The sequence below is a fragment of the Shewanella sp. CAL98-MNA-CIBAN-0140 genome (assembly GCF_040309905.1).
Lineage (GTDB): Bacteria > Pseudomonadota > Gammaproteobacteria > Enterobacterales > Shewanellaceae > Shewanella > Shewanella psychromarinicola.
In genome coordinates this window covers 27,482-46,134 of the sequence record NZ_JBEOPI010000035.1, presented here as the reverse complement: position 1 = coordinate 46,134, position 18,653 = coordinate 27,482, and the positions used below count along the sequence as shown (strand labels likewise).

Below are 18,653 nucleotides of genomic sequence, written 5' to 3'. Positions count from 1 at the left end.
CGCTTAGCTCAGCTGGGAGAGCACCTCCCTTACAAGGAGGGGGTCACTGGTTCGAGCCCAGTAGCGACCACCATATAGCTTTACTGTTAATCTCATCAAATTATCTCGCTGCATCTATCAAACCCCCTAAGCTTTACCATTTTTTTGTACATCAATTATTTTTGTTAATTGCTAAGTCTCTAATGTAGATGTTTTTGTTGGATTGGGTTATCTCGGCAAACCGCAATAAAAAACCACTCAAAGTTGAGTGGCTCTTATTAGTTTTATTTTAATAATTTAAGTACTTAATTAATCTAACCCTAAAAACCCTCCAGTTTGATGGGCCCAGAGTTGCGCATAGATGCCACTGGCATTAATGAGCTCTTGATGGGTTCCTTGTTCAACAACACAGCCTTGATCCAATACGATGAGTCTATCCATAGCCGCAATCGTTGAGAGTCGATGCGCTATTGCTATCACGGTTTTGCCTTCCATTAATTCATAAAAGGATTCTTGAATCGCTGCTTCAACTTCAGAATCGAGTGCTGAGGTTGCCTCATCAAGCAATAAAATTGGCGCGTTTTTTAATAATACACGTGCAATGGCAATTCGTTGACGTTGACCACCTGAGAGTTTGACTCCACGTTCGCCAACTTGAGCGTCAAGACCTTTATTACCAAATGGGTCAGTTAAATTTTCAATAAACTCTGCCGCTTGTGCTTGAGTGATTGCCGCCATTAATTGTTCATCACTTGCATGGGGATCGCCGTACAAGATATTTTCACGAATTGAACGGTGCAATAACGACGTATCCTGAGTCACCATACCAATATTGGCGCGTAATGAATCTTGGCGAATATCCGTTATTGGTTGATCATCAATGAGTATTTCACCTTTCTCCACATCATGGAAACGCATTAGTAAGTTCACTAAGGTCGACTTTCCTGCGCCTGAACGTCCAACCAGACCGACTTTTTCCCCCGCTTTAATGTTCAGGTTTAGCTGCTCAATAACGCCCGTTTTCTCGCCATAATGAAAACAAACTTGATTAAAGTCTATTTTACCTTGATTAACAATAATGTCTTTGGCGTCGGGTTTATCTTGGATAGCAATGGGTTTAGATAGCGTGTTCATACCATCGGTCGCCGTGCCAATATTTTCAAAAAGTGAGCTGATTTCCCACATGATCCATTGTGACATGCCATTTAAACGCAACGCTAAACTCACGGCTATGGCAATGGCGCCAACCGTAATCGCACTGTCAGCCCATAACCAAATAGACACTGCGGTGATGGTAAATGCTAAAAGGTAATTGATGATTTGTACCAAAACATTAATTATCGTCACCAAACGCATTTGGCCATAAACGGTTTTTAAGAAACGCGTCATACTATCTTGGGCATAGTCGGCTTCTTGGGTGGTATGTGAGAACAGTTTTACGGTTGAAATGTTGGTATAACTGTCAACAATACGCCCTGTCATCGTTGAACGAGCATCGGCTTGTTCTGTGGATATTGCTTTTAGCTTTGGCACTAATTTCCATTGAATCAAGATATAAGCAGCCAACCATAGGAGCATGGGTAACACTAAGCGCACATCAGCAGCGGCAATCATCACGAGCATAGACGTGAAATACACTAAAATATACATCAGTACGTCCAGCAATTTCATTACCGTTTCACGTACCGCAAGCGAGGTTTGCATGACCTTTGTGGCTATTCGTCCAGCAAAGTCATCTTGATAGAAAGAAATACTCTGTTTGAGTAAATAACGATGCGCTTGCCAGCGAATGGCCATGGGGAAGTTACCCAAAAGCGTCTGGTGCACGATAGACGAATGTAGCCAAACAATCACAGGAATGACCACTAAGACAACCACCGACATGGTAATTAACGTCGTGCTTTCATCTTGCCACAAAGTTTGCGGGTTTTTGGTCACTAACCAATCGACTAATTTGCCCATAAAGCCAAACAGTGATACCTCCAACATCGCCAGCACCGCCGTAAGCACCGACATGATAATTAATGGCCTACCAAATCCGCGGGTATAATGGCGGCAAAATGCATATAAGGTATTGGGTGGCTGACTCGGTTCTTCTTGTGGTAATGCTTGGGTCAATGATTCAAAAAATTTAAACATCTAATGCTCTAACTTCATGGTGATAGTTCTGCTGACTAGGATAACGTAAAATGGCCAAATGTAATCGGTTAAATTGTTACATGATACGAAACGATTGAGTTCCGTTTTCCGCTAGTCGTGGTGGTTGTGTTTCGGTAAAGTAATCACTTAAGTACGCAGTGCAGGGAAAATGGTTCAGTTTTCGATTGAACCTGATTAACGTAAAGAGGCTAGCGAGACTAATGGTACAGATCCACAGCGATTGTAATGTTGCAGCACAGATTTGCCGGCAGGCTAGATTAAGTCGTGACGCTCGCTTTGATGGTCAATTTTTTACAGGGGTGCTAACTACAGGTATCTATTGTCGATCAATTTGTCCCGCGCCTGCGCCTTATGAGAAAAATGTGCGTTACTTTGATTCTGCTGTAAAAGCAGCTAATGCTGGACTGAGGCCTTGCCTTCGATGTCGACCAGATAGTGCACCAAGCTCATTTGCGTGGTTAGGGACTCAAACAACGTTAATGCGGGCAATAAAGTTGATTGAGCAAGGCTTTTTAAAAGGCGACAATCCAGGAACTGTGGTCAAGCTGGCAGAGAAACTAGGTATTAGCAGTCGGTATTTGAATAAACTCTTTAGCCAAGGATTGGGTACATCCCCTAAACGCTTTGCGTTGTACCAACAGTTGATGTTTGCCAAACAGTTATTGCACCAAACACCATTATCGATGACTGAAGTTGCCATGGCTGCGGGTTTTAATAGCATCAGGCGGTTTAATGAAATATTTAAACAAGAATTACGATTAACCCCAAGTGATTTACGCCAGAAAAGTCGATCCTCAACGAATGTTATTCACCCTCACAAAGATAACCACGTGAGTACTTATATTAAACCAATAACATTAGCATTAGCCTACAGACCACCCCTCAATTGGGCGAAGATGTTGGCTTTTTATGCCTTTCGCCAAGTCGACAATATGGAAGTAATTGATGATATTTCTGGCCGTTATGGTCGAACGTTTTCATTTGATGGCGTGGAGGGTTTTTTTTACATTTCAGCTCATAAAGATAAACCCCAACTTGATGTGAGTATTTACTTAGTTGATGCCAATGATATTAAGTTTTTACACAATATAGTGTTGCAACTTCGTCGCATGTTCGATTTAAATGCCGACATGGATATAATCCAGCAGGCATTATTACCCATCATCGAATTAGGAGCCAAAATTGATAGTGGTTTGCGTATTCCTGCCGCGGGTAGTGTGTTTGAAGCTGCTTGTCGAGCCGTTTTAGGGCAACAAGTGAGTGTCCTGCAAGCGACTAAATTATTAAATTTGCTGGTCGAGCATTATGGTACCTCACTGGTAATTGATGGTAAAACTTGGCGATTATTCCCGACAGCAGAAGCAATCGCTAAGGCATCATTAGATGAACTTAACATGCCTGGTGCGCGAAAATTAGCCTTAAATGCCTTGGGGGAATTTGTGCATCAACACCCAGATTCTATGCCTGATGATTGGCTTGCGGTAAAAGGTATTGGCCCGTGGACAGTTGCTTACGTTAACATGCGAGGCTTGAGCGATCCTGATGTTTTTTTGAGCTCTGACTTAGTCATTAAAAATCGCCTGCATGCGTTACATGAGCAATTGGGTAAAGCCATTGAAACACCTAAATCATACCTAAATATTGCCGCTGAGATCGCAAAACAAGCATCACCGTGGGGCAGTTACTTAACATTTCAGCTTTGGGATAACGATCCTGTTATTGCAAAAAAAGGATAATATTATGCCCCAATTTGCCTTACCTAAGCGTCACGCTTTAGTGACAAGTCCTGTTGGTTTACTCTCGCTTAAAGCCTCTGAGCATGGGTTAACGCATTTACAGGTTGAGGATCTCGTTCAAATAAGTTCAACAGTAGAAATTCAAACTCAAGTTACATTGCAGCAAAGTGGCATAGTGCATGCTCAAACTTTACTGTTACAGGCTCAGCGACACATTGATGAAACTGTGTTCCAGTTAGCTGAGTATTTCGCTAAGCAAAGGCAACAATTTGATGTGACCTTAGCGCCGAAAGGGACAGTGTTTCAACAAGAGGTTTGGCAAGCATTGAGTCAATTAACATTCGGTCAGCGTTGCAGTTACAGTGATATCGCTAATACTATTGGGCGACCTAAAGCCGTTAGAGCTGTGGGGGCTGCAAATGGTGCTAATCCAATTGCCATTATCGTCCCATGTCATCGGGTGATAGGCAAAGGTGGTAAGCTCACAGGTTATGCTTATGGGCTCGACATGAAGCAATGGCTACTCGACCTAGAAGGGATTGACGAAATTAACTGATTTATCTGACTGCTGCGCCAAAGTACGTTAAAATGACCGATTGATAACCTTTTTTTGAGCGCATTTGATACATGACCCAAGCTTCTTTAGTCACGACTTTTGCTGAATTTGGCCTGCATACCCCATTGTTGGCAAGATTAGCTGAGCTTAATTATATTCAGCCTACACCAATCCAAGCTGAAACCATTCCCAGTACGCTAACCGGTAAAGACTTACTGGCGGGTGCGAATACAGGCTCAGGTAAAACAGCGGCTTTTGCTCTGCCGATTTTACATCAATTAATGAATCGTCGGGCAACATCATCTGCTAAAGGTAATTTTGTGAGTGCATTAGTCTTGGTACCCACACGGGAATTAGCCAAGCAAGTTGCTGACAGCTTTAAATCCTATGCGGTTCATTTAAATGGTGACATTAAAGTGGTTGCTGCATTTGGTGGCGTATCGGTCAACACTCAAATGTTAGCATTGCGTGGCGGCGCGGATGTGGTAGTGGCAACCCCAGGCCGTTTACTCGATTTAGTCTCTTCTAATGCACTCAGGTTGTCTCAAGTGTCAACGTTGGTGCTTGATGAAGCTGACCGTATGCTAAGTCTTGGTTTTACTGAAGAATTGACTCAAGTACTCAACTTCCTCCCTAAGCAAAAACAAACGTTATTGTTTTCAGCGACTTTTCCTGATGAAGTTCGTCAATTAACGCAAGCGTTGTTAGTGGACCCACTTGAGATACAATTACAAAGCGCTGAGACGAGTACCTTAGTGCAGCGTGTAATGACGGTTAACCGTGAAAAAAAGACGGCATTACTTGCACACTTGCTACAACAACATCAATGGCGCCAAGTATTGATCTTTGTTAGTGCCAAAAATAGTTGTAATCATTTAGCTGAAAAATTAGCTAAACGTGGTATCACTGCAGAAGTCTTTCATGGTGATAAAGCCCAAGGCGCGCGAAGTCGGGTATTAGACGGTTTTAAAGCGGGTGAGATTCAAGTACTCATTGCGACAGACATTGCTGCCCGTGGTCTCGATATTGAAAAATTACCTGTGGTAATTAATTTTGACTTACCGCGCAGCCCAGCAGATTATATGCATCGAATTGGTCGCAGTGGACGTGCGGGAGAAATTGGTTTAGCGTTGACCTTATTGTCTCATGACGAGTATCATCACTTCTGTGTAATCGAGAAGAAAAACAAAATTCGCCTTGAACGTGAACAAGTTAACGGATTTGAGGCTGATGATGTTGTGCCTGAAACCGTACTCGAACAACCTAAACCAATGGCTAAGCCAGAAGGTAGTGGTAAAAAAAAGCGCAAAAAAGTAGCCTCCGTTAATATTGGTATTTGGGCTAAGAAATCTGATTAGTAGTAGGTAATATGAAAGATATTTTTTGGTTAGTTGATAAGCAAGTCGCAGGCCGTAGTGGTCCAAACAAAGATGCATGGGACTTAGCTGAATTAAAGCAAGCTGGTTTTGCTGCTATCGCATCATTAAATAATGGTGAAGGTTGTGATGTCGATGCTATGGCAGAATTAGGCTTGCGTCATAAAGTGTTTAATTTACCTGATAATATGCCACCTAAACCACAAGATTTAGCCATTTGTGCTGAGGTATTACCTCAGGTATTAGCATTCATTCGTGAATGTGAAAGTGAGCAAAAGGCAATATTATTGCACTGCAGTTCGGGAATTAATCGTACTCAAATGGTGATGGCTTATTATTTGATGGAAAACGGTGCCGCCCCTTTGCATGCTGTTAGCCAAGTCAGAAATGCCTGCGGGTTAGCGTTTGATGCTGAAGGCTGGGATCAATTTGTTTATGACGTGCTTTACGAACTGCAAGCCGCTTCGAACTGATTTATTTGAGTTTTAGCCTCATTGTTTTAGATCTCATATTATTAGGGAGACAATTGATTGGATCTGTAACTGATTAAATCAATTGACTCCCTTTGTTGTTTTTACCGAACATCTCCACATTCCCGAATGTTATATTCAGCCCTCTATCCGATATTCATCGGCAGTTAAGCTTATTACAGTGGCCGTGATGATTTACATTGTAGGCGGCGGAACATTTCAACTATTATCGACTATGCCCGTTACACTGGCTGTTTGCCGAGAAAAGAGCATTAAATACTACAAGCCTGTTTTACATTGCGAGTAAGCGATATCTCTTTTACCAACAGTGGGGTTTGATTGAGTGTAAATCGAATATCATCTAGTAATAGCGGAACTGATCATCGGATGAATTGCTAATTTTGTGATTTGTAATGATATTTGCAGATAAAATAGCTGGCTAAAGTTAGTCTATATTCTGACGATAAATGTTATAGTGAGGCTGATTTCAGTCTTCAGATGAAGGGGTAGTGATGAGTCCGAAAACGAGCAAAGCGAATCAATCGCAGGGTCTATTACTTTTTAAGTTAAATCAAACACAACTGTTTGCTTTAGGTACTTTAAAAATTCGTGAACTTGTGCCGTTTACTCCTTTAAATAAAATTCTGCACTCTCACTCTTCCATAATGGGTGCAGCCACTATTCGGGGGATGACTATTCCGGTTATCGATATGGCTGCTGCCATTGGTTATAAACCTGTGACCGAACAAGAGCGTAAAGATTGCCACATCATTATTACTGATTGTCAGCGAATGGTGATAGGTTTTCTTGTGCGTTCAATCGATAAAATTATTGAGTGTAACTGGCGTAATATCGAGGCGCCTTCCAGCAACTTAGGTAAAAATGCCTTTCTAACCGGTGTAACTCGTTTTGATGATCAGTTAGTTCAATTACTGGATGTCGAATTGTTACTATCAAAAATCTTTCCTGATGATCCTCTTCGTAATCGAGCCATATTAACCGATGTTCAACGTGAAAAATTAACACCATTACACATTTTACTGGTGGATGACTCAAAAGTGGCCCGTAAACAGCTGTCTGATGCACTAGACTCGATTAACATTGCCTATCAAGTGACGGCAGATGGTCGGGACGCACTAGATATTATGCAACAAGCCGCTACAGACCGAAAACCAATTGATTTACTGGTGAGTGATATTGAAATGCCTGGTCTTGATGGTTATGAATTAGCCTTTGAGGTTAAAAATAATCCCGAAATTGAACACGCGTACATTATTTTACATACATCATTATCCAGCGAAATTAGTGTCAGCCAAGCTAAACAGGTCGGAGCCAATGAAGCATTAACTAAGTTTGATGCTCAAGAGTTAATTGAAGCGATGCTTAGAGGCGCTCATGCATTACAGTCTGCTTAATATTTAATAGTTGTTTCTCTGTTAGTATTTCATGGCTTTTAACATTGATAACAATTTTGCATCAAAAAAAGTGTAACCATTAAATTAACGTTTACTTTGCGAACGATGGTTGAATTTTTTTACTCATTTGGCATCAAGACTAGACTTATTACACACCATCCTGATATACAGCTATAAGGCTTTTACAGTGTCAGTATACACGATGTTCACAAGGTAATGCTTAACGTTAATGAGGGAGTGCTATCCCTGAAAACGAATTGATTGAAGTGTATTTATTGAGTGTGAGTTAATTGCACATCAATAAGTAAAATGAGCAGGGTGTTTTCAGTAATAGCATTGTTATTATCGATAATGTCATGAGTATCGTAGCATACGTGTTATATCACTATATGTTGTAAGGTGGTTAACGTGGATGTTACCAGTATTGTGATGTTTCCTTTTTAAAGATAAGCAAAATCTTGATCATAAAAAGCCATAAATATAATAATCATAGGTTAAACAATGAATCAAAAAAAATCTCTGTTAGCTCGTATCGCTAGCGGTAGCCTCGTGCTACAAATTATCAGCGGGATCATTTTGGGCGTGATTCTGGCAAGTATTTCAACAACGGGTGCCAATAGTGTGGCTTTTCTGGGCTCACTCTTTGTGGGTGCACTGAAAGCCATTGCGCCGATTCTGGTTTTTGTTCTGGTTGCATCATCGATTGCCAATCAAAAGAAAAATAGTCAAACCAATATGCGCCCGATTATTATGTTATATCTTCTGGGTACCTTTGCTGCGGCATTAACGGCGGTATTATTCAGTTTTGCGTTTCCAACCACCTTACTGCTAACCGCAGGCATTGAAGGCTCTAATCCTCCTCAAGGGATTGGCGAAGTTATTAATACCTTATTATTTAAAATTGTCGATAATCCGGTTAACGCATTAGTAACGGGTAATTATATTGGTATTTTAGTATGGGGAGCAGGCTTAGGGATAACCATGCATCATGCCAGTGACAGCACCAAGCAAATGCTTTCAGATGTCAGTGACGCTGTATCAAATATTGTCCGCTTTGTGATCCGTCTAGCGCCGATAGGTATTTTTGGCTTAGTGGCTGCTACGTTTGCCGAAACAGGTTTTGAAGCACTAGCAGGTTACGGCCAGTTACTCATGGTACTCGTGGGCTCTATGTTATTTATTGCCTTGGTTGTTAACCCAATTATCGTTTATGCCAAAATCAAACGTAACCCTTATCCCTTAGTGTTTAAGTGTTTACGCGGTAGTGGTGTTACGGCATTTTTTACTCGTTCAAGTGCTGCCAATATCCCGGTCAATATGGCCTTGTGTGAAGAGCTAAAACTGCATAAAGACACTTATTCGGTATCGATTCCATTAGGTGCCACCATCAATATGGGCGGCGCTGCTATCACCATTACGGTATTAACCTTAGCTGCAGCTCATACTTTAGGTATCGAAGTTGATTTTATGACGGCATTGTTATTGAGTTTGATGGCTTCTGTTTCAGCTTGCGGTGCTTCAGGTGTTGCGGGTGGTTCGCTATTATTAATCCCACTGGCGTGTAGCTTGTTTGGTATTTCTAATGATGTTGCGATGCAAGTTGTGGCTGTCGGATTTATCATTGGTGTGATCCAAGATTCTGCAGAAACCGCATTAAATAGTTCTACTGATGTGATCTTTACTGCTGCAGCGTGTGAAGCTGCTGAAGCAAAAGAGGCCTCTCAAGCCGGCTAATATTGTAAAGATATATTGATTGAAGAAATGCCGACGCGATTGAGTCGGCATTTTTTTCATTTAATTAGCTGCGAATTAAAATGGATGCTGACTAAAGAAAGTCATCTCGACTTGGCTGTAAGGGTGGGTAATCGTTAGCAATTGCGCATGTAAATTTAAGCGCTTACTGGCATTAATTGTCTCCGTATCGCCATAAAACTCATCCCCTAAAATGGCATGACCAAGCGACAGCATATGAACCCTAAGTTGGTGAGTGCGACCAGTGTGCGGTTTCAGTTCCATCAAGGTTGACTGTGGCCTATGTTCAAGCACTTGGAAGTAGGTCAACGCAGCTTTGCCAGAGTCGGTGAGCATTTGGAATGGTGGCGAATCAGGATTAGGCCCAATGGAGACGTTTACTTTGCCTTGTTGTTCATTGACGTAGCCCATGACTTCGGCAATATACACTTTTTTAGCTTGGCGATTTTGAAATTGAATTTTTAAATGCGATTCTGCTTTTTTAGTTCGAGCAAAAATCATGATCCCAGAAGTGTCACAATCTAAGCGATGGATCAGAATGGCTTCAGGATAGCTTTGTTGCAAGCGAGTGATTGCCGTATCGTGTGTGTCAGGTGAACGTCCTGGATTTGATAATAGGCCTGAAGGTTTATTGATGACGATAATGTCACGGTCTTTATAGCGTATGTCCAACCATGGGATCGAAGGAGGTTGATAAGTAAAGATGTGCATTATGAGTTATTCTCTTTAATTGAGTCAGATTCAGGTATTCGTATTACGAAAAATTAACGTCGCCAATACTACCGCCGCGAATACTAACAAAGTTTTACTCATAACAAAAAATCAATTGTCCAGTTGAACAGAGGCGTTTAACTAAAGGCGGGTGACCAAGTCGCTAACCACAAGCGCAATGACATTCCCCAACCGCTGGTCACGCCTGAGGTAACAAAACGGATATTATTGTTGGTATCAATGATATAAATAGCGGGTAAAGCCATTGCACCCCATTGTTGGCTTAATAACGCAGCCTGAGGTTGGTATTGTTGATTGATCACTTCAAAATCATAATGATGTTGTTGCATAAAGCGACTAATTTCAACATCAGATCCTGAAGCTACCGCAATGGAAATAACCTGATAATCTTGATTAAGATTAACCGAGTTGACCATAGGAGAGGTCACTTTGCATACCGGACACCAAGTACCCCAAAAATAGATCAAGGTGGGTTTATTGTTGGTATTCATCGGTCTGATATTTATTTGCGTGTTAGCAGAGGTTGAGGTAAACAATGATATGGGTTTATTGGCTATCGTGTGGGCTTGAATTGGCGTGGCGATACCTGTTCGCATATCTCGTTGTAAATAACTGGCAAGCGTGAACAATACCACTGCGATGAGTATTATATCGCGAAGGCTAGTTAGCCAAAACCGCCCGGATGTGAGTGTGGATTTTAGGTTAGTTAACCATGATGTCATACTTAATTAACTCCATTATTGCTCGGTGTTAAGGTAAATATTCAGCTGGAGTTTTACGACTATAAACTTTGCTATAGGCCATTAATTGCGGATAAAAGGTTCTAAATGCAATTTCAATATCAATATAAATCTTATCAATATCGTTAATGGCATGATCAAACAGTTCCGGTTTTGATAAGCGACGACTCACACCTTTAATCGCTTGATCTAATCCTTGCCTTGTTTGGTAACTACTTAACCAATCTTGCTCAATAATTTGTGGCGCAATTGCCTGTAATGTCGGGGGTAATTCAGGTGTCGTGCTAAGTTGATGGTATGCTTTTTGGCAAAATTCATCCAATGGCTGGTGATGATACTCTTCCCAATAAAACGCTAAGTAATGATCAAAGACTAAATCAACCAGTATCGGTGCAACGCGGCGTGAGGTTTTAGGGAATAACTTGAGTAAGTCGATAATAATTTCATGGCTGTCAGTAACTTGGTCTATCTGACGGTGAAGCCATATCCCTTGTTGCAGATGTTTTGGATGTTGCTGTATATTACCTTTTGCGAAATCGCCCGACAAATTAGCGACTAGGTGAGTGTTGCTGATGTCGGCTAAATGTAAGTGAGCTAAAAAGTTCATAAATTGTACTTCTAATTTTATTATTTTACAGTATGATACTAACCGATTGTAACAAAGCGTTACGAAGTGGCGAGTGTGTAGACCTAATGATAACGCTTTATCGAAAAATGTCATTGAGTATTGAGCATCTCTCGTTGTGACGGCTAGAGGTCAGTGCTTTTAAAGGGTATAGGATTAATTATAGGGATCAAGGATGATGAAAGATTGGTTTAAAAAATTATTGGGCAGGTCTACAGCGACCAAAAGAAATAAAGTATACATCGACATGCGTTATGAAGTGCATTCATATAAATCGAATGAAATCTTTTACGCTGCTAAGCCTAAGCCTAAGCCTAATCCGATTACTAGCGATGATCTCGACACTGAGATCATAGAGCAAAAGCCGACAACATAATCAGTAAACTTGATCTTAACCTTTGCTCGCCATAGACTAGCGGCCGTTTTTACTGTTGAGATAATACTATGCGTGTTGCAGATTTTTCATTCGACCTACCAGATGAGCTGATTGCTCGCTATCCGACAGCACAACGCAATGCCTCGCGTTTACTCACGCTAAGTGGCGAAAACGGTGAGCTTGTTGACAAAAAATTTACTGATTTACTCAATATGATCAATCCTGGTGACTTGATGGTGTTTAATAACACTCGAGTCATACCAGCGCGTTTATTTGGCCAAAAGTCCACTGGCGGTAAGCTTGAGATCCTCGTTGAACGTATGCTGGACGATAAACGTATTTTAGCCCATGTTCGCAGCTCTAAATCCCCTAAAGTTGATACCCTTATCGATTTAGACGGCGGATACCAGATGAAAATGTTGGCGCGTCACGATGCCTTATTTGAACTTGAGTTACTTTCTGATAAAACCGTATTAGAAGTGCTTGAAGACGTCGGTCATATGCCTCTGCCGCCTTATATTGATCGTCCAGATGAAGATGCTGATAAAGAGCGTTATCAAACGGTATATAACCAAACACCAGGCGCTGTTGCAGCACCGACCGCAGGTTTACACTTTGACGACGCTATGCTGGCTGAACTAAAAGCTAAAGGCGTCAATATTGCTTTTGTGACATTACATGTTGGCGCGGGTACCTTTCAACCAGTACGGGTCGATAATATTCTGGAGCACAAGATGCATTCAGAATGGGCAAACGTTCCTCAAGATGTCGTTGACCTCATTGCGCAAACTAAAGCCAACGGCTATCGCGTCGTTGCCGTTGGCACGACGTCTGTTCGTTCACTTGAAAGTGCAGCTCGTGCCAGTGGCGATGGTCCACTAAAAGCCTTCAGTGGTGATACCGATATTTTTATTTACCCTGGCTTTCAATTTAAAATAGTCGATGCCATGGTGACCAATTTTCATTTGCCTGAGTCGACATTAATCATGCTATTAAGCGCTTTTGCCGGTTTTGATGAAGTGATGAACGCCTATCAGCATGCGATTACGCAAAAATATCGCTTTTTTAGCTACGGTGATGCAATGTTTGTGACGAAAAAAGCCCCCTAAGCAACGAATTTGATTTAAAATACTCGCCCACAGTAGTGGGCGTTTTTTTGATTTAATGTGTCAGTAACCTTGAAGCAGTAAAATTCGCCCTCATTACTATAGAAACTAAACGAGTCAGACTGTTTATCTGGCAAGGTGATTTATGAAATTTGAATTAGATACAACAGATGGTCGTGCTCGTCGCGGACGTCTTATTTTTGATCGTGGCACTGTTGAAACGCCTGCATTTATGCCAGTGGGAACTTACGGTACGGTAAAAGGTATGACGCCTGAAGAAGTGCGTGCTACCGGTGCCGATATTTTATTGGGTAACACCTTCCATTTATGGTTACGTCCTGGTGAAGAGATCATGCGTAAGCACGGTGACTTGCACGACTTTATGAATTGGCAGCGTCCTATTCTAACGGACTCAGGTGGATTCCAAGTGTTTAGTTTGGGCGACATCCGTAAAATCACTGAAGAAGGTGTCCATTTCCGCTCACCAATTAATGGTGAAAAGATTTTTTTAGATCCAGAAAAATCAATGCAAATTCAGAATTCTTTAGGTTCTGACGTGGTAATGATTTTTGATGAATGTACCCCATATCCTGCAACACATGACGAAGCGCGTAAGTCGATGCAAATGTCACTGCGTTGGGCAAAACGCTCGCGTGATGAATTTGACCGCTTAGAAAATCCAAACTCTTTGTTTGGCATTATTCAAGGTGGGGTATTCGAAGATTTACGTGATGAGAGTGTAAAGGGTCTTTTAGACATAGGTTTTGATGGCTATGCCGTTGGTGGCTTGGCTGTGGGCGAGCCTAAAGCTGATATGCACCGTATTTTAGAGCATGTTTGCCCGCAAATTCCAGCTGACAAACCACGTTATCTAATGGGTGTAGGTAAACCTGAAGACTTAGTGGAAGGTGTTCGTCGTGGCGTCGATATGTTTGACTGTGTGATGCCAACGCGTAATGCCCGTAATGGCCATTTATTTACCAGTGAAGGTGTGATTAAAATTCGCAATGCACGCCATCGTGATGATACAGCAACATTAGACACTAAGTGCGATTGTTACACTTGTAAAAACTATTCACGTGCTTATTTGTACCATTTAGATCGTTGTAATGAAATTTTAGGTGCGCGTTTAAACACCATTCACAATTTACGTTATTATCAAATTTTGATGGAAGGTTTGCGCGGCGCAATTGAGACAGGTACATTAGACGCCTTTGTTAAGGAGTTCTACACCAGTCTAGGTCGTGAAGTACCTGAGTTAATCGATTAATTTTAGCTAATAAGAAGAGAGAACTATGTTTATTTCAAATGCATATGCAAGTCCAATAAGTGGAATAGCCGGTGGCGAAACCATGCAATTAATTTTCATGCTCGTCATGTTTGGATTAATTTTTTACTTTATGATTTTCCGTCCACAGTCAAAGCGTGTTAAAGAACACAAAAACCTAATGGCGTCGATTTCAAAAGGTGATGAAGTGTTAACCAGTGGTGGCATTCTCGGTAAAGTGACCAAAATCGCTGATGAAAGTGATTATGTGTTATTAGCTATTAATGATAATAACCAAATCACGATTAAAAAGGATTACATCGCAGCGGTATTGCCTAAAGGTTCTATTCAGTCGTTATAAGCCAAGAGGGCTATGGTGTGTTAAATAAATACCCAATGTGGAAAAACATCATGGTGATGCTTATCATCGCCGTTGGTAGTTTTTATGCAATTCCAAATTTGTTTGGTGAAGATCATGCAGTACAGATCGTCGCGACTCGCGGCGCTGAAGTCACTGTATCGACACAAACGACTGTCGTTGATCTATTAGAGAGTCAGGATATTGCCGTAAAGCGCGCCGAGCTTGAAAATGGTCAGTTATTAGTTCGCGTACAAAATCCTGAGCAGCAGTTGGTGGCGAAAGAGGCTATCGCTGAACTACTTGGTCAGAAATATACCGTTGCGTTAAACTTAGCACCGGCAACCCCAGCATGGCTTGAAGCTGTTGGTGGGTCGCCAATGAAGCTAGGTTTAGACTTGCGCGGTGGTGTTCATTTCTTAATGGAAGTGGACATGGGCGAGGCGGTCCGCAAAATGGAAGCGGCTAAAATAGCTGATTTTCGCAGTCAGCTTCGTGAAGAGAAAATTCGCTACGCCGGTATTCGTAAAACCCCGAAAGGGATTGCGATTAAGTTTCGTGATGCTGAAACGGTTGTCGAAGCTGAGGATTTTTTAAAAATCCGCAGCAATGACATGACCTATACCGATGCGAGTAGCGGCGATGAGTTTATGCTTCTTGCTACCATGAGTGATACCTACCTTACGCAAATTAAGGAAGAAGCACTGAAGCAAAACATGACCATCCTTCGTAACCGTGTCAACGAGCTTGGTGTCGCTGAGCCTGTCGTACAACGTCAAGGCGCAGAGCGCATTATTGTTGAACTGCCAGGTGTACAAGACACTGCTCGTGCAAAAGAAATTTTAGGTGCTACAGCATCAATTGAATTTCGTATGGTTGATGACAAGGCGGATGTAAGTGCCGCGGCAAATGGTCGTGTACCTGCCGGTGCAGAAGTGTACAAACGTCGTGAAGGCGGGATTGCCGTATTGAAGAAAGAAGTCATGCTCACTGGCGATCATATCACCGGCGCGCAACCGACTTTTGACCAATACAGCCGTCCACAGGTTGCGATTAATCTTGACGCCGAAGGCGGCTCGATTTTCTCGAACGTTACCAAAGACAATATCGGTAAGCCAATGGCTACATTGTTTATCGAATATAAAGATAGTGGTACACGTAATCCTGATGGCACAGTGAAAATGACTAGGATTGAAGAGGTCATTTCGGTTGCCACTATCCAGGCTCGTTTAGGTCGTAATTTTGTGATTACGGGTCTTGAGCACTCTGAATCACAGAGCTTAGCGTTACTGTTACGTGCCGGAGCGCTTATTGCTCCTATCACTATCGTAGAAGAAAGAACGATTGGTCCAAGCTTAGGCGCTGAAAATATCCAAAACGGTGTTCAAGCAATGGTTTGGGGCATGGTTGTTGTGCTTATATTCATGATGATTTACTACCGTGCGTTTGGCTTTATTGCCAACTTGGCATTGATGGCTAACTTAATCATGGTTGTTGGTGTGATGTCGATGATCCCTGGTGCGGTGTTAACCTTACCTGGTATTGCTGGCATGGTATTAACGGTGGGGATGGCAGTAGACGGCAACGTGCTTATTTTTGAACGTATCCGTGAAGAACTCCTAAACGGCCGCAGTGTACAACAAGCCATCCATGAAGGTTATGGTAATGCGTTTTCAACCATTGCAGATGCCAACATTACTACCTTTATGACAGCGTTAATTTTATTTGCTGTTGGTACCGGTGCGGTTAAAGGCTTTGCTGTTACCTTAATGATAGGTATCGCGACTTCGATGTTTACAGCCATTATTGGCACACGCTCAATCGTGAATGCGGTTTGGGGTGGTAAACGCGTTAAGTCATTGTCTATCTAAAGGAGAAGTTGAATATGTTTCAGATATTTTCAGTAAAGAACACCGTCGACTTCCTTCGTCATGCAATGCCTATCAGTGTGATGTCGATGATCTTAGTGATAGCCTCATTTGTGTCGCTGGGTGTCCAAGGCATTAACTGGGGATTAGACTTTACCGGTGGTACTGTTGTTGAAATGGAGTTTTCAGCTCCTGTTGACTTGAGTGCTTTACGCGCGAAGATGACTTCAGCGGAAGCTGAAGGGGCGGTAGTACAGAACTTTGGTTCCAGCCGCGATATATTGGTTCGTTTACCGGTAAGAGAGACCTTAAAAAGTGATGTGCAAGTAGCTGCAGTATTAGCTGCTGCTCAAACTATTGATTCTGCTGTAATTCAAAAGCGAGTTGAGTTTGTTGGACCACAAGTGGGTAAGCAATTAGCAGAGCAGGGTGGCTTAGCGGTTATTGTTGCGCTTATTTGTATTCTTATCTACGTATCATTTCGTTTTGAATGGCGTTTAGCAGCAGGTTCTGTTGCGGCGTTAGCCCATGACGTTATTGTGACTTTAGGGGTGTTTTCGGTATTACAGCTTGAGTTTGACTTGACTGTATTGGCAGGTTTATTGACGGTTGTAGGTTACTCACTTAACGATACTATCGTGGTGTATGACCGTATCCGTGAAAACTTCCTTAAAATGCGTAAAGGTAGCCCTATAGAGGTTGTGAATACCTCAATCACTCAGACCATGAGTCGTACTGTGATAACCACAGGTACTACATTAGTTACCGTTATTGCGCTGTTCTTAAAAGGCGGCACAATGATCCATGGCTTTGCGACGGCATTGTTATTAGGTATTTTTGTTGGTACATACTCATCGATTTTCGTGGCCAGTTATTTAGCCGTTAAATTGGGTATCAATCGTGAGCATATGTTACCTGTAGAGATTGAAAAAGAAGGTGCAGATCAACCTGCAATGATGCCTTAATAGGCATGATTAATATCAATCACTAAAAATAAACCCTGGCTTTGCTGGGGTTTATTTTTTTATGACCAGGTTATTTCTTTGTTGGCTTAAATGAACTTCACAGGCAGCGACTAACGTTTTGTACCACTGAGTGTGTGGATCGATTATCAATGCTTCCCACCCATCACAGCCTAGTATGTCAACGGTGCTAAAAAGCAATCCAGACGGCGTGAGCTTGACCGTGGTTCTAAACGTGCCGATATCAGTATCTAAACGAGAAATGGTTACCTTAGTCATGATATAGGGTGATGGTGTAATCAGCTTGACCATTTTCGGTTGAGGTAAACTCTCCGTGGCCAAGATAGTGTTGCAGGTTATGGGTCCCCGAGTCCGCTATTACGCTAAATTGGCTTTGTGCAACGCCTTGTGAAAATAATCCATCATGTTGTAATACTAATGTACCCGCTATCTCGGGGGTATTTATGGTTAAGTGCTCTATCCCTACAAATACCGCAGAGCCATCTTTTTGATACGACATCACACAGCGGTTCTGTGCAGCACCACTGATATCACCAGAGTAAGTTTGGGCAATTTCTGCAATGGTTTGTTTGCTGCTATCATCATGTTCTGCATAAGCAGTTTCATTCCAAGCAGTGATTTGAAAGATACCTTTTAAGACTATTTTTGTCATCTAGCATCCCATTAATGATGTTATTGAGTGCGAATGACTCATACAGCGTTAAGATAATCATTGTTTATGATAAATGTCCAATTTATAAACAGTACTCGACAGATTTTGATTGAGGCAGTAGGATGAAATTAATTTGCCAGCAAGAGCAATCACGGTGGATAACGCATGGAACAACGAAAAGTATTATTGGCCGGTGGTAATTTATTACAGGCTCACACATGGAAAGGGCTACTGGAAACCAGCGGAATAGACGTTGATCTTAAAGGTGAAGCTCTCATTGGTGGTGTAGGAGGTTTGCCGATTGAAATGCAGACGGTTGAGTTATGGGTAGCAGACAGTCAACTTGTCGCGGCACAAACGCTACTGGATGCACATGATATCGAACAGCCTCAATGGCAATGTGTTCAATGCCATGAAATAAACGAAGGAAGTTTTGAATTGTGCTGGCAATGTAGTTCGCAACAAAGTGAAATGCATAACGAATAAGCGCTTGTATAAGATT

18 protein-coding genes are annotated in these 18,653 nt (G+C 41.9%); 13 read left to right on the top strand and 5 right to left on the bottom strand.

All coding sequences use genetic code 11. The features are described from left to right. Positions 1-288: 288 nt before the first annotated feature. Positions 289-2,118: an ABC transporter ATP-binding protein gene (locus tag AAEY93_RS16380; protein WP_351078377.1), complete on the bottom strand. Its 1,830-nt coding sequence runs from the start codon at positions 2,116-2,118 to the stop codon at positions 289-291. 221 nt (positions 2,119-2,339) lie between these two features. Between AAEY93_RS16380 and AAEY93_RS16375 the strand changes: the two genes are divergently transcribed. The 6 genes from AAEY93_RS16375 to sstT all read left to right on the top strand — a co-directional run bounded on the left by AAEY93_RS16375 (position 2,340) and on the right by sstT (position 9,426). Next, complete coding sequence (locus tag AAEY93_RS16375) at positions 2,340-3,875, top strand: AlkA N-terminal domain-containing protein (protein WP_124013652.1); 1,536 nt, start codon at positions 2,340-2,342, stop codon at positions 3,873-3,875. Between the two features lie 4 nt (positions 3,876-3,879). Next, positions 3,880-4,431, top strand: coding sequence for a methylated-DNA--[protein]-cysteine S-methyltransferase (locus tag AAEY93_RS16370; RefSeq protein ID WP_124013651.1), 552 nt, complete (start codon positions 3,880-3,882; stop codon positions 4,429-4,431). A gap of 71 nt (positions 4,432-4,502) precedes the next feature. Then, on the top strand, positions 4,503-5,789 hold the full coding sequence (locus tag AAEY93_RS16365) for a DEAD/DEAH box helicase (protein WP_124013650.1): 1,287 nt from the start codon (positions 4,503-4,505) through the stop codon (positions 5,787-5,789). Positions 5,790-5,800: 11 nt separating this feature from the next. Further along, complete coding sequence (locus AAEY93_RS16360) at positions 5,801-6,280, top strand: dual specificity protein phosphatase family protein (protein ID WP_124013649.1); 480 nt, start codon at positions 5,801-5,803, stop codon at positions 6,278-6,280. 509 nt (positions 6,281-6,789) lie between these two features. Continuing rightward, entirely contained in the window at positions 6,790-7,692 is a 903-nt protein-coding gene (locus tag AAEY93_RS16355; RefSeq protein ID WP_351078372.1) for a chemotaxis protein, read from the top strand. Between the two features lie 501 nt (positions 7,693-8,193). Beyond that, complete coding sequence (gene sstT / locus AAEY93_RS16350) at positions 8,194-9,426, top strand: serine/threonine transporter SstT (protein WP_124013648.1); 1,233 nt, start codon at positions 8,194-8,196, stop codon at positions 9,424-9,426. A 75-nt stretch (positions 9,427-9,501) separates the two neighbouring features. On the opposite strand, the gene AAEY93_RS16345 is transcribed toward sstT, so the two are convergent. From AAEY93_RS16345 to AAEY93_RS16335, 3 genes are all read right to left on the bottom strand, one after another. Further along, positions 9,502-10,155: an RluA family pseudouridine synthase gene (locus tag AAEY93_RS16345; RefSeq protein ID WP_124013647.1), complete on the bottom strand. Its 654-nt coding sequence runs from the start codon at positions 10,153-10,155 to the stop codon at positions 9,502-9,504. A gap of 137 nt (positions 10,156-10,292) precedes the next feature. Continuing rightward, positions 10,293-10,898 carry a protein disulfide oxidoreductase gene (locus tag AAEY93_RS16340; RefSeq protein WP_101030211.1) on the bottom strand — a complete coding sequence of 202 codons (606 nt, stop codon included), beginning with the start codon at positions 10,896-10,898 and terminating at the stop codon, positions 10,293-10,295. Between the two features lie 28 nt (positions 10,899-10,926). Continuing rightward, the gene (locus AAEY93_RS16335) at positions 10,927-11,523 is read right to left on the bottom strand and encodes an acyl carrier protein phosphodiesterase (protein WP_101030212.1); all 597 of its coding nucleotides are present in this window, start codon (positions 11,521-11,523) and stop codon (positions 10,927-10,929) included. 193 nt (positions 11,524-11,716) lie between these two features. Here AAEY93_RS16335 and AAEY93_RS16330 point away from each other — a divergent pair, with 193 nt between their 5' ends. The 6 genes from AAEY93_RS16330 (at position 11,717) to secF (ending at position 17,481) form a co-directional block, all read left to right on the top strand. Further along, the gene (locus AAEY93_RS16330) at positions 11,717-11,917 is read left to right on the top strand and encodes a hypothetical protein (RefSeq protein WP_351078366.1); all 201 of its coding nucleotides are present in this window, start codon (positions 11,717-11,719) and stop codon (positions 11,915-11,917) included. Positions 11,918-11,985: 68 nt separating this feature from the next. Then, positions 11,986-13,026, top strand: a complete 1,041-nt coding sequence (gene queA, locus AAEY93_RS16325) for a tRNA preQ1(34) S-adenosylmethionine ribosyltransferase-isomerase QueA (RefSeq protein WP_101030214.1) — start codon at positions 11,986-11,988, stop codon at positions 13,024-13,026. Between the two features lie 142 nt (positions 13,027-13,168). Continuing rightward, positions 13,169-14,293: a tRNA guanosine(34) transglycosylase Tgt gene (gene tgt / locus AAEY93_RS16320; protein WP_124013644.1), complete on the top strand. Its 1,125-nt coding sequence runs from the start codon at positions 13,169-13,171 to the stop codon at positions 14,291-14,293. Positions 14,294-14,318: 25 nt separating this feature from the next. Beyond that, positions 14,319-14,651 carry a preprotein translocase subunit YajC gene (gene yajC / locus AAEY93_RS16315; protein ID WP_101030216.1) on the top strand — a complete coding sequence of 111 codons (333 nt, stop codon included), beginning with the start codon at positions 14,319-14,321 and terminating at the stop codon, positions 14,649-14,651. Positions 14,652-14,668: 17 nt separating this feature from the next. Further along, the gene (gene secD, locus AAEY93_RS16310; protein ID WP_124013643.1) at positions 14,669-16,519 is read left to right on the top strand and encodes a protein translocase subunit SecD; all 1,851 of its coding nucleotides are present in this window, start codon (positions 14,669-14,671) and stop codon (positions 16,517-16,519) included. A 14-nt stretch (positions 16,520-16,533) separates the two neighbouring features. Continuing rightward, a complete protein-coding gene (secF, locus tag AAEY93_RS16305; protein WP_124013642.1) occupies positions 16,534-17,481 on the top strand; it encodes a protein translocase subunit SecF in 948 nt (315 codons plus the stop codon). Between the two features lie 268 nt (positions 17,482-17,749). Here the strand turns inward: secF and AAEY93_RS16300 are convergent, their stop codons facing one another. After that, positions 17,750-18,151, bottom strand: coding sequence for a DUF3224 domain-containing protein (locus AAEY93_RS16300; protein ID WP_124013641.1), 402 nt, complete (start codon positions 18,149-18,151; stop codon positions 17,750-17,752). A 165-nt stretch (positions 18,152-18,316) separates the two neighbouring features. On the opposite strand from AAEY93_RS16300, the gene AAEY93_RS16295 reads away from it, so the two are divergent. Next, on the top strand, positions 18,317-18,637 hold the full coding sequence (locus AAEY93_RS16295) for a putative signal transducing protein (protein WP_101030221.1): 321 nt from the start codon (positions 18,317-18,319) through the stop codon (positions 18,635-18,637). Positions 18,638-18,653: the final 16 nt, after the last annotated feature.

Coding starts and splice junctions, on each gene's coding strand:
- AAEY93_RS16380 (WP_351078377.1), bottom strand. CDS start 2,118: ATGTTTAAATTTTTTGAATCATTGACCCAAGCATTACCACAAGAAGAA.
- AAEY93_RS16375 (WP_124013652.1), top strand. CDS start 2,340: ATGGTACAGATCCACAGCGATTGTAATGTTGCAGCACAGATTTGCCGG.
- AAEY93_RS16370 (WP_124013651.1), top strand. CDS start 3,880: ATGCCCCAATTTGCCTTACCTAAGCGTCACGCTTTAGTGACAAGTCCT.
- AAEY93_RS16365 (WP_124013650.1), top strand. CDS start 4,503: ATGACCCAAGCTTCTTTAGTCACGACTTTTGCTGAATTTGGCCTGCAT.
- AAEY93_RS16360 (WP_124013649.1), top strand. CDS start 5,801: ATGAAAGATATTTTTTGGTTAGTTGATAAGCAAGTCGCAGGCCGTAGT.
- AAEY93_RS16355 (WP_351078372.1), top strand. CDS start 6,790: ATGAGTCCGAAAACGAGCAAAGCGAATCAATCGCAGGGTCTATTACTT.
- sstT (WP_124013648.1), top strand. CDS start 8,194: ATGAATCAAAAAAAATCTCTGTTAGCTCGTATCGCTAGCGGTAGCCTC.
- AAEY93_RS16345 (WP_124013647.1), bottom strand. CDS start 10,155: ATGCACATCTTTACTTATCAACCTCCTTCGATCCCATGGTTGGACATA.
- AAEY93_RS16340 (WP_101030211.1), bottom strand. CDS start 10,898: ATGACATCATGGTTAACTAACCTAAAATCCACACTCACATCCGGGCGG.
- AAEY93_RS16335 (WP_101030212.1), bottom strand. CDS start 11,523: ATGAACTTTTTAGCTCACTTACATTTAGCCGACATCAGCAACACTCAC.
- AAEY93_RS16330 (WP_351078366.1), top strand. CDS start 11,717: ATGATGAAAGATTGGTTTAAAAAATTATTGGGCAGGTCTACAGCGACC.
- queA (WP_101030214.1), top strand. CDS start 11,986: ATGCGTGTTGCAGATTTTTCATTCGACCTACCAGATGAGCTGATTGCT.
- tgt (WP_124013644.1), top strand. CDS start 13,169: ATGAAATTTGAATTAGATACAACAGATGGTCGTGCTCGTCGCGGACGT.
- yajC (WP_101030216.1), top strand. CDS start 14,319: ATGTTTATTTCAAATGCATATGCAAGTCCAATAAGTGGAATAGCCGGT.
- secF (WP_124013642.1), top strand. CDS start 16,534: ATGTTTCAGATATTTTCAGTAAAGAACACCGTCGACTTCCTTCGTCAT.
- AAEY93_RS16300 (WP_124013641.1), bottom strand. CDS start 18,151: ATGACAAAAATAGTCTTAAAAGGTATCTTTCAAATCACTGCTTGGAAT.
- AAEY93_RS16295 (WP_101030221.1), top strand. CDS start 18,317: ATGGAACAACGAAAAGTATTATTGGCCGGTGGTAATTTATTACAGGCT.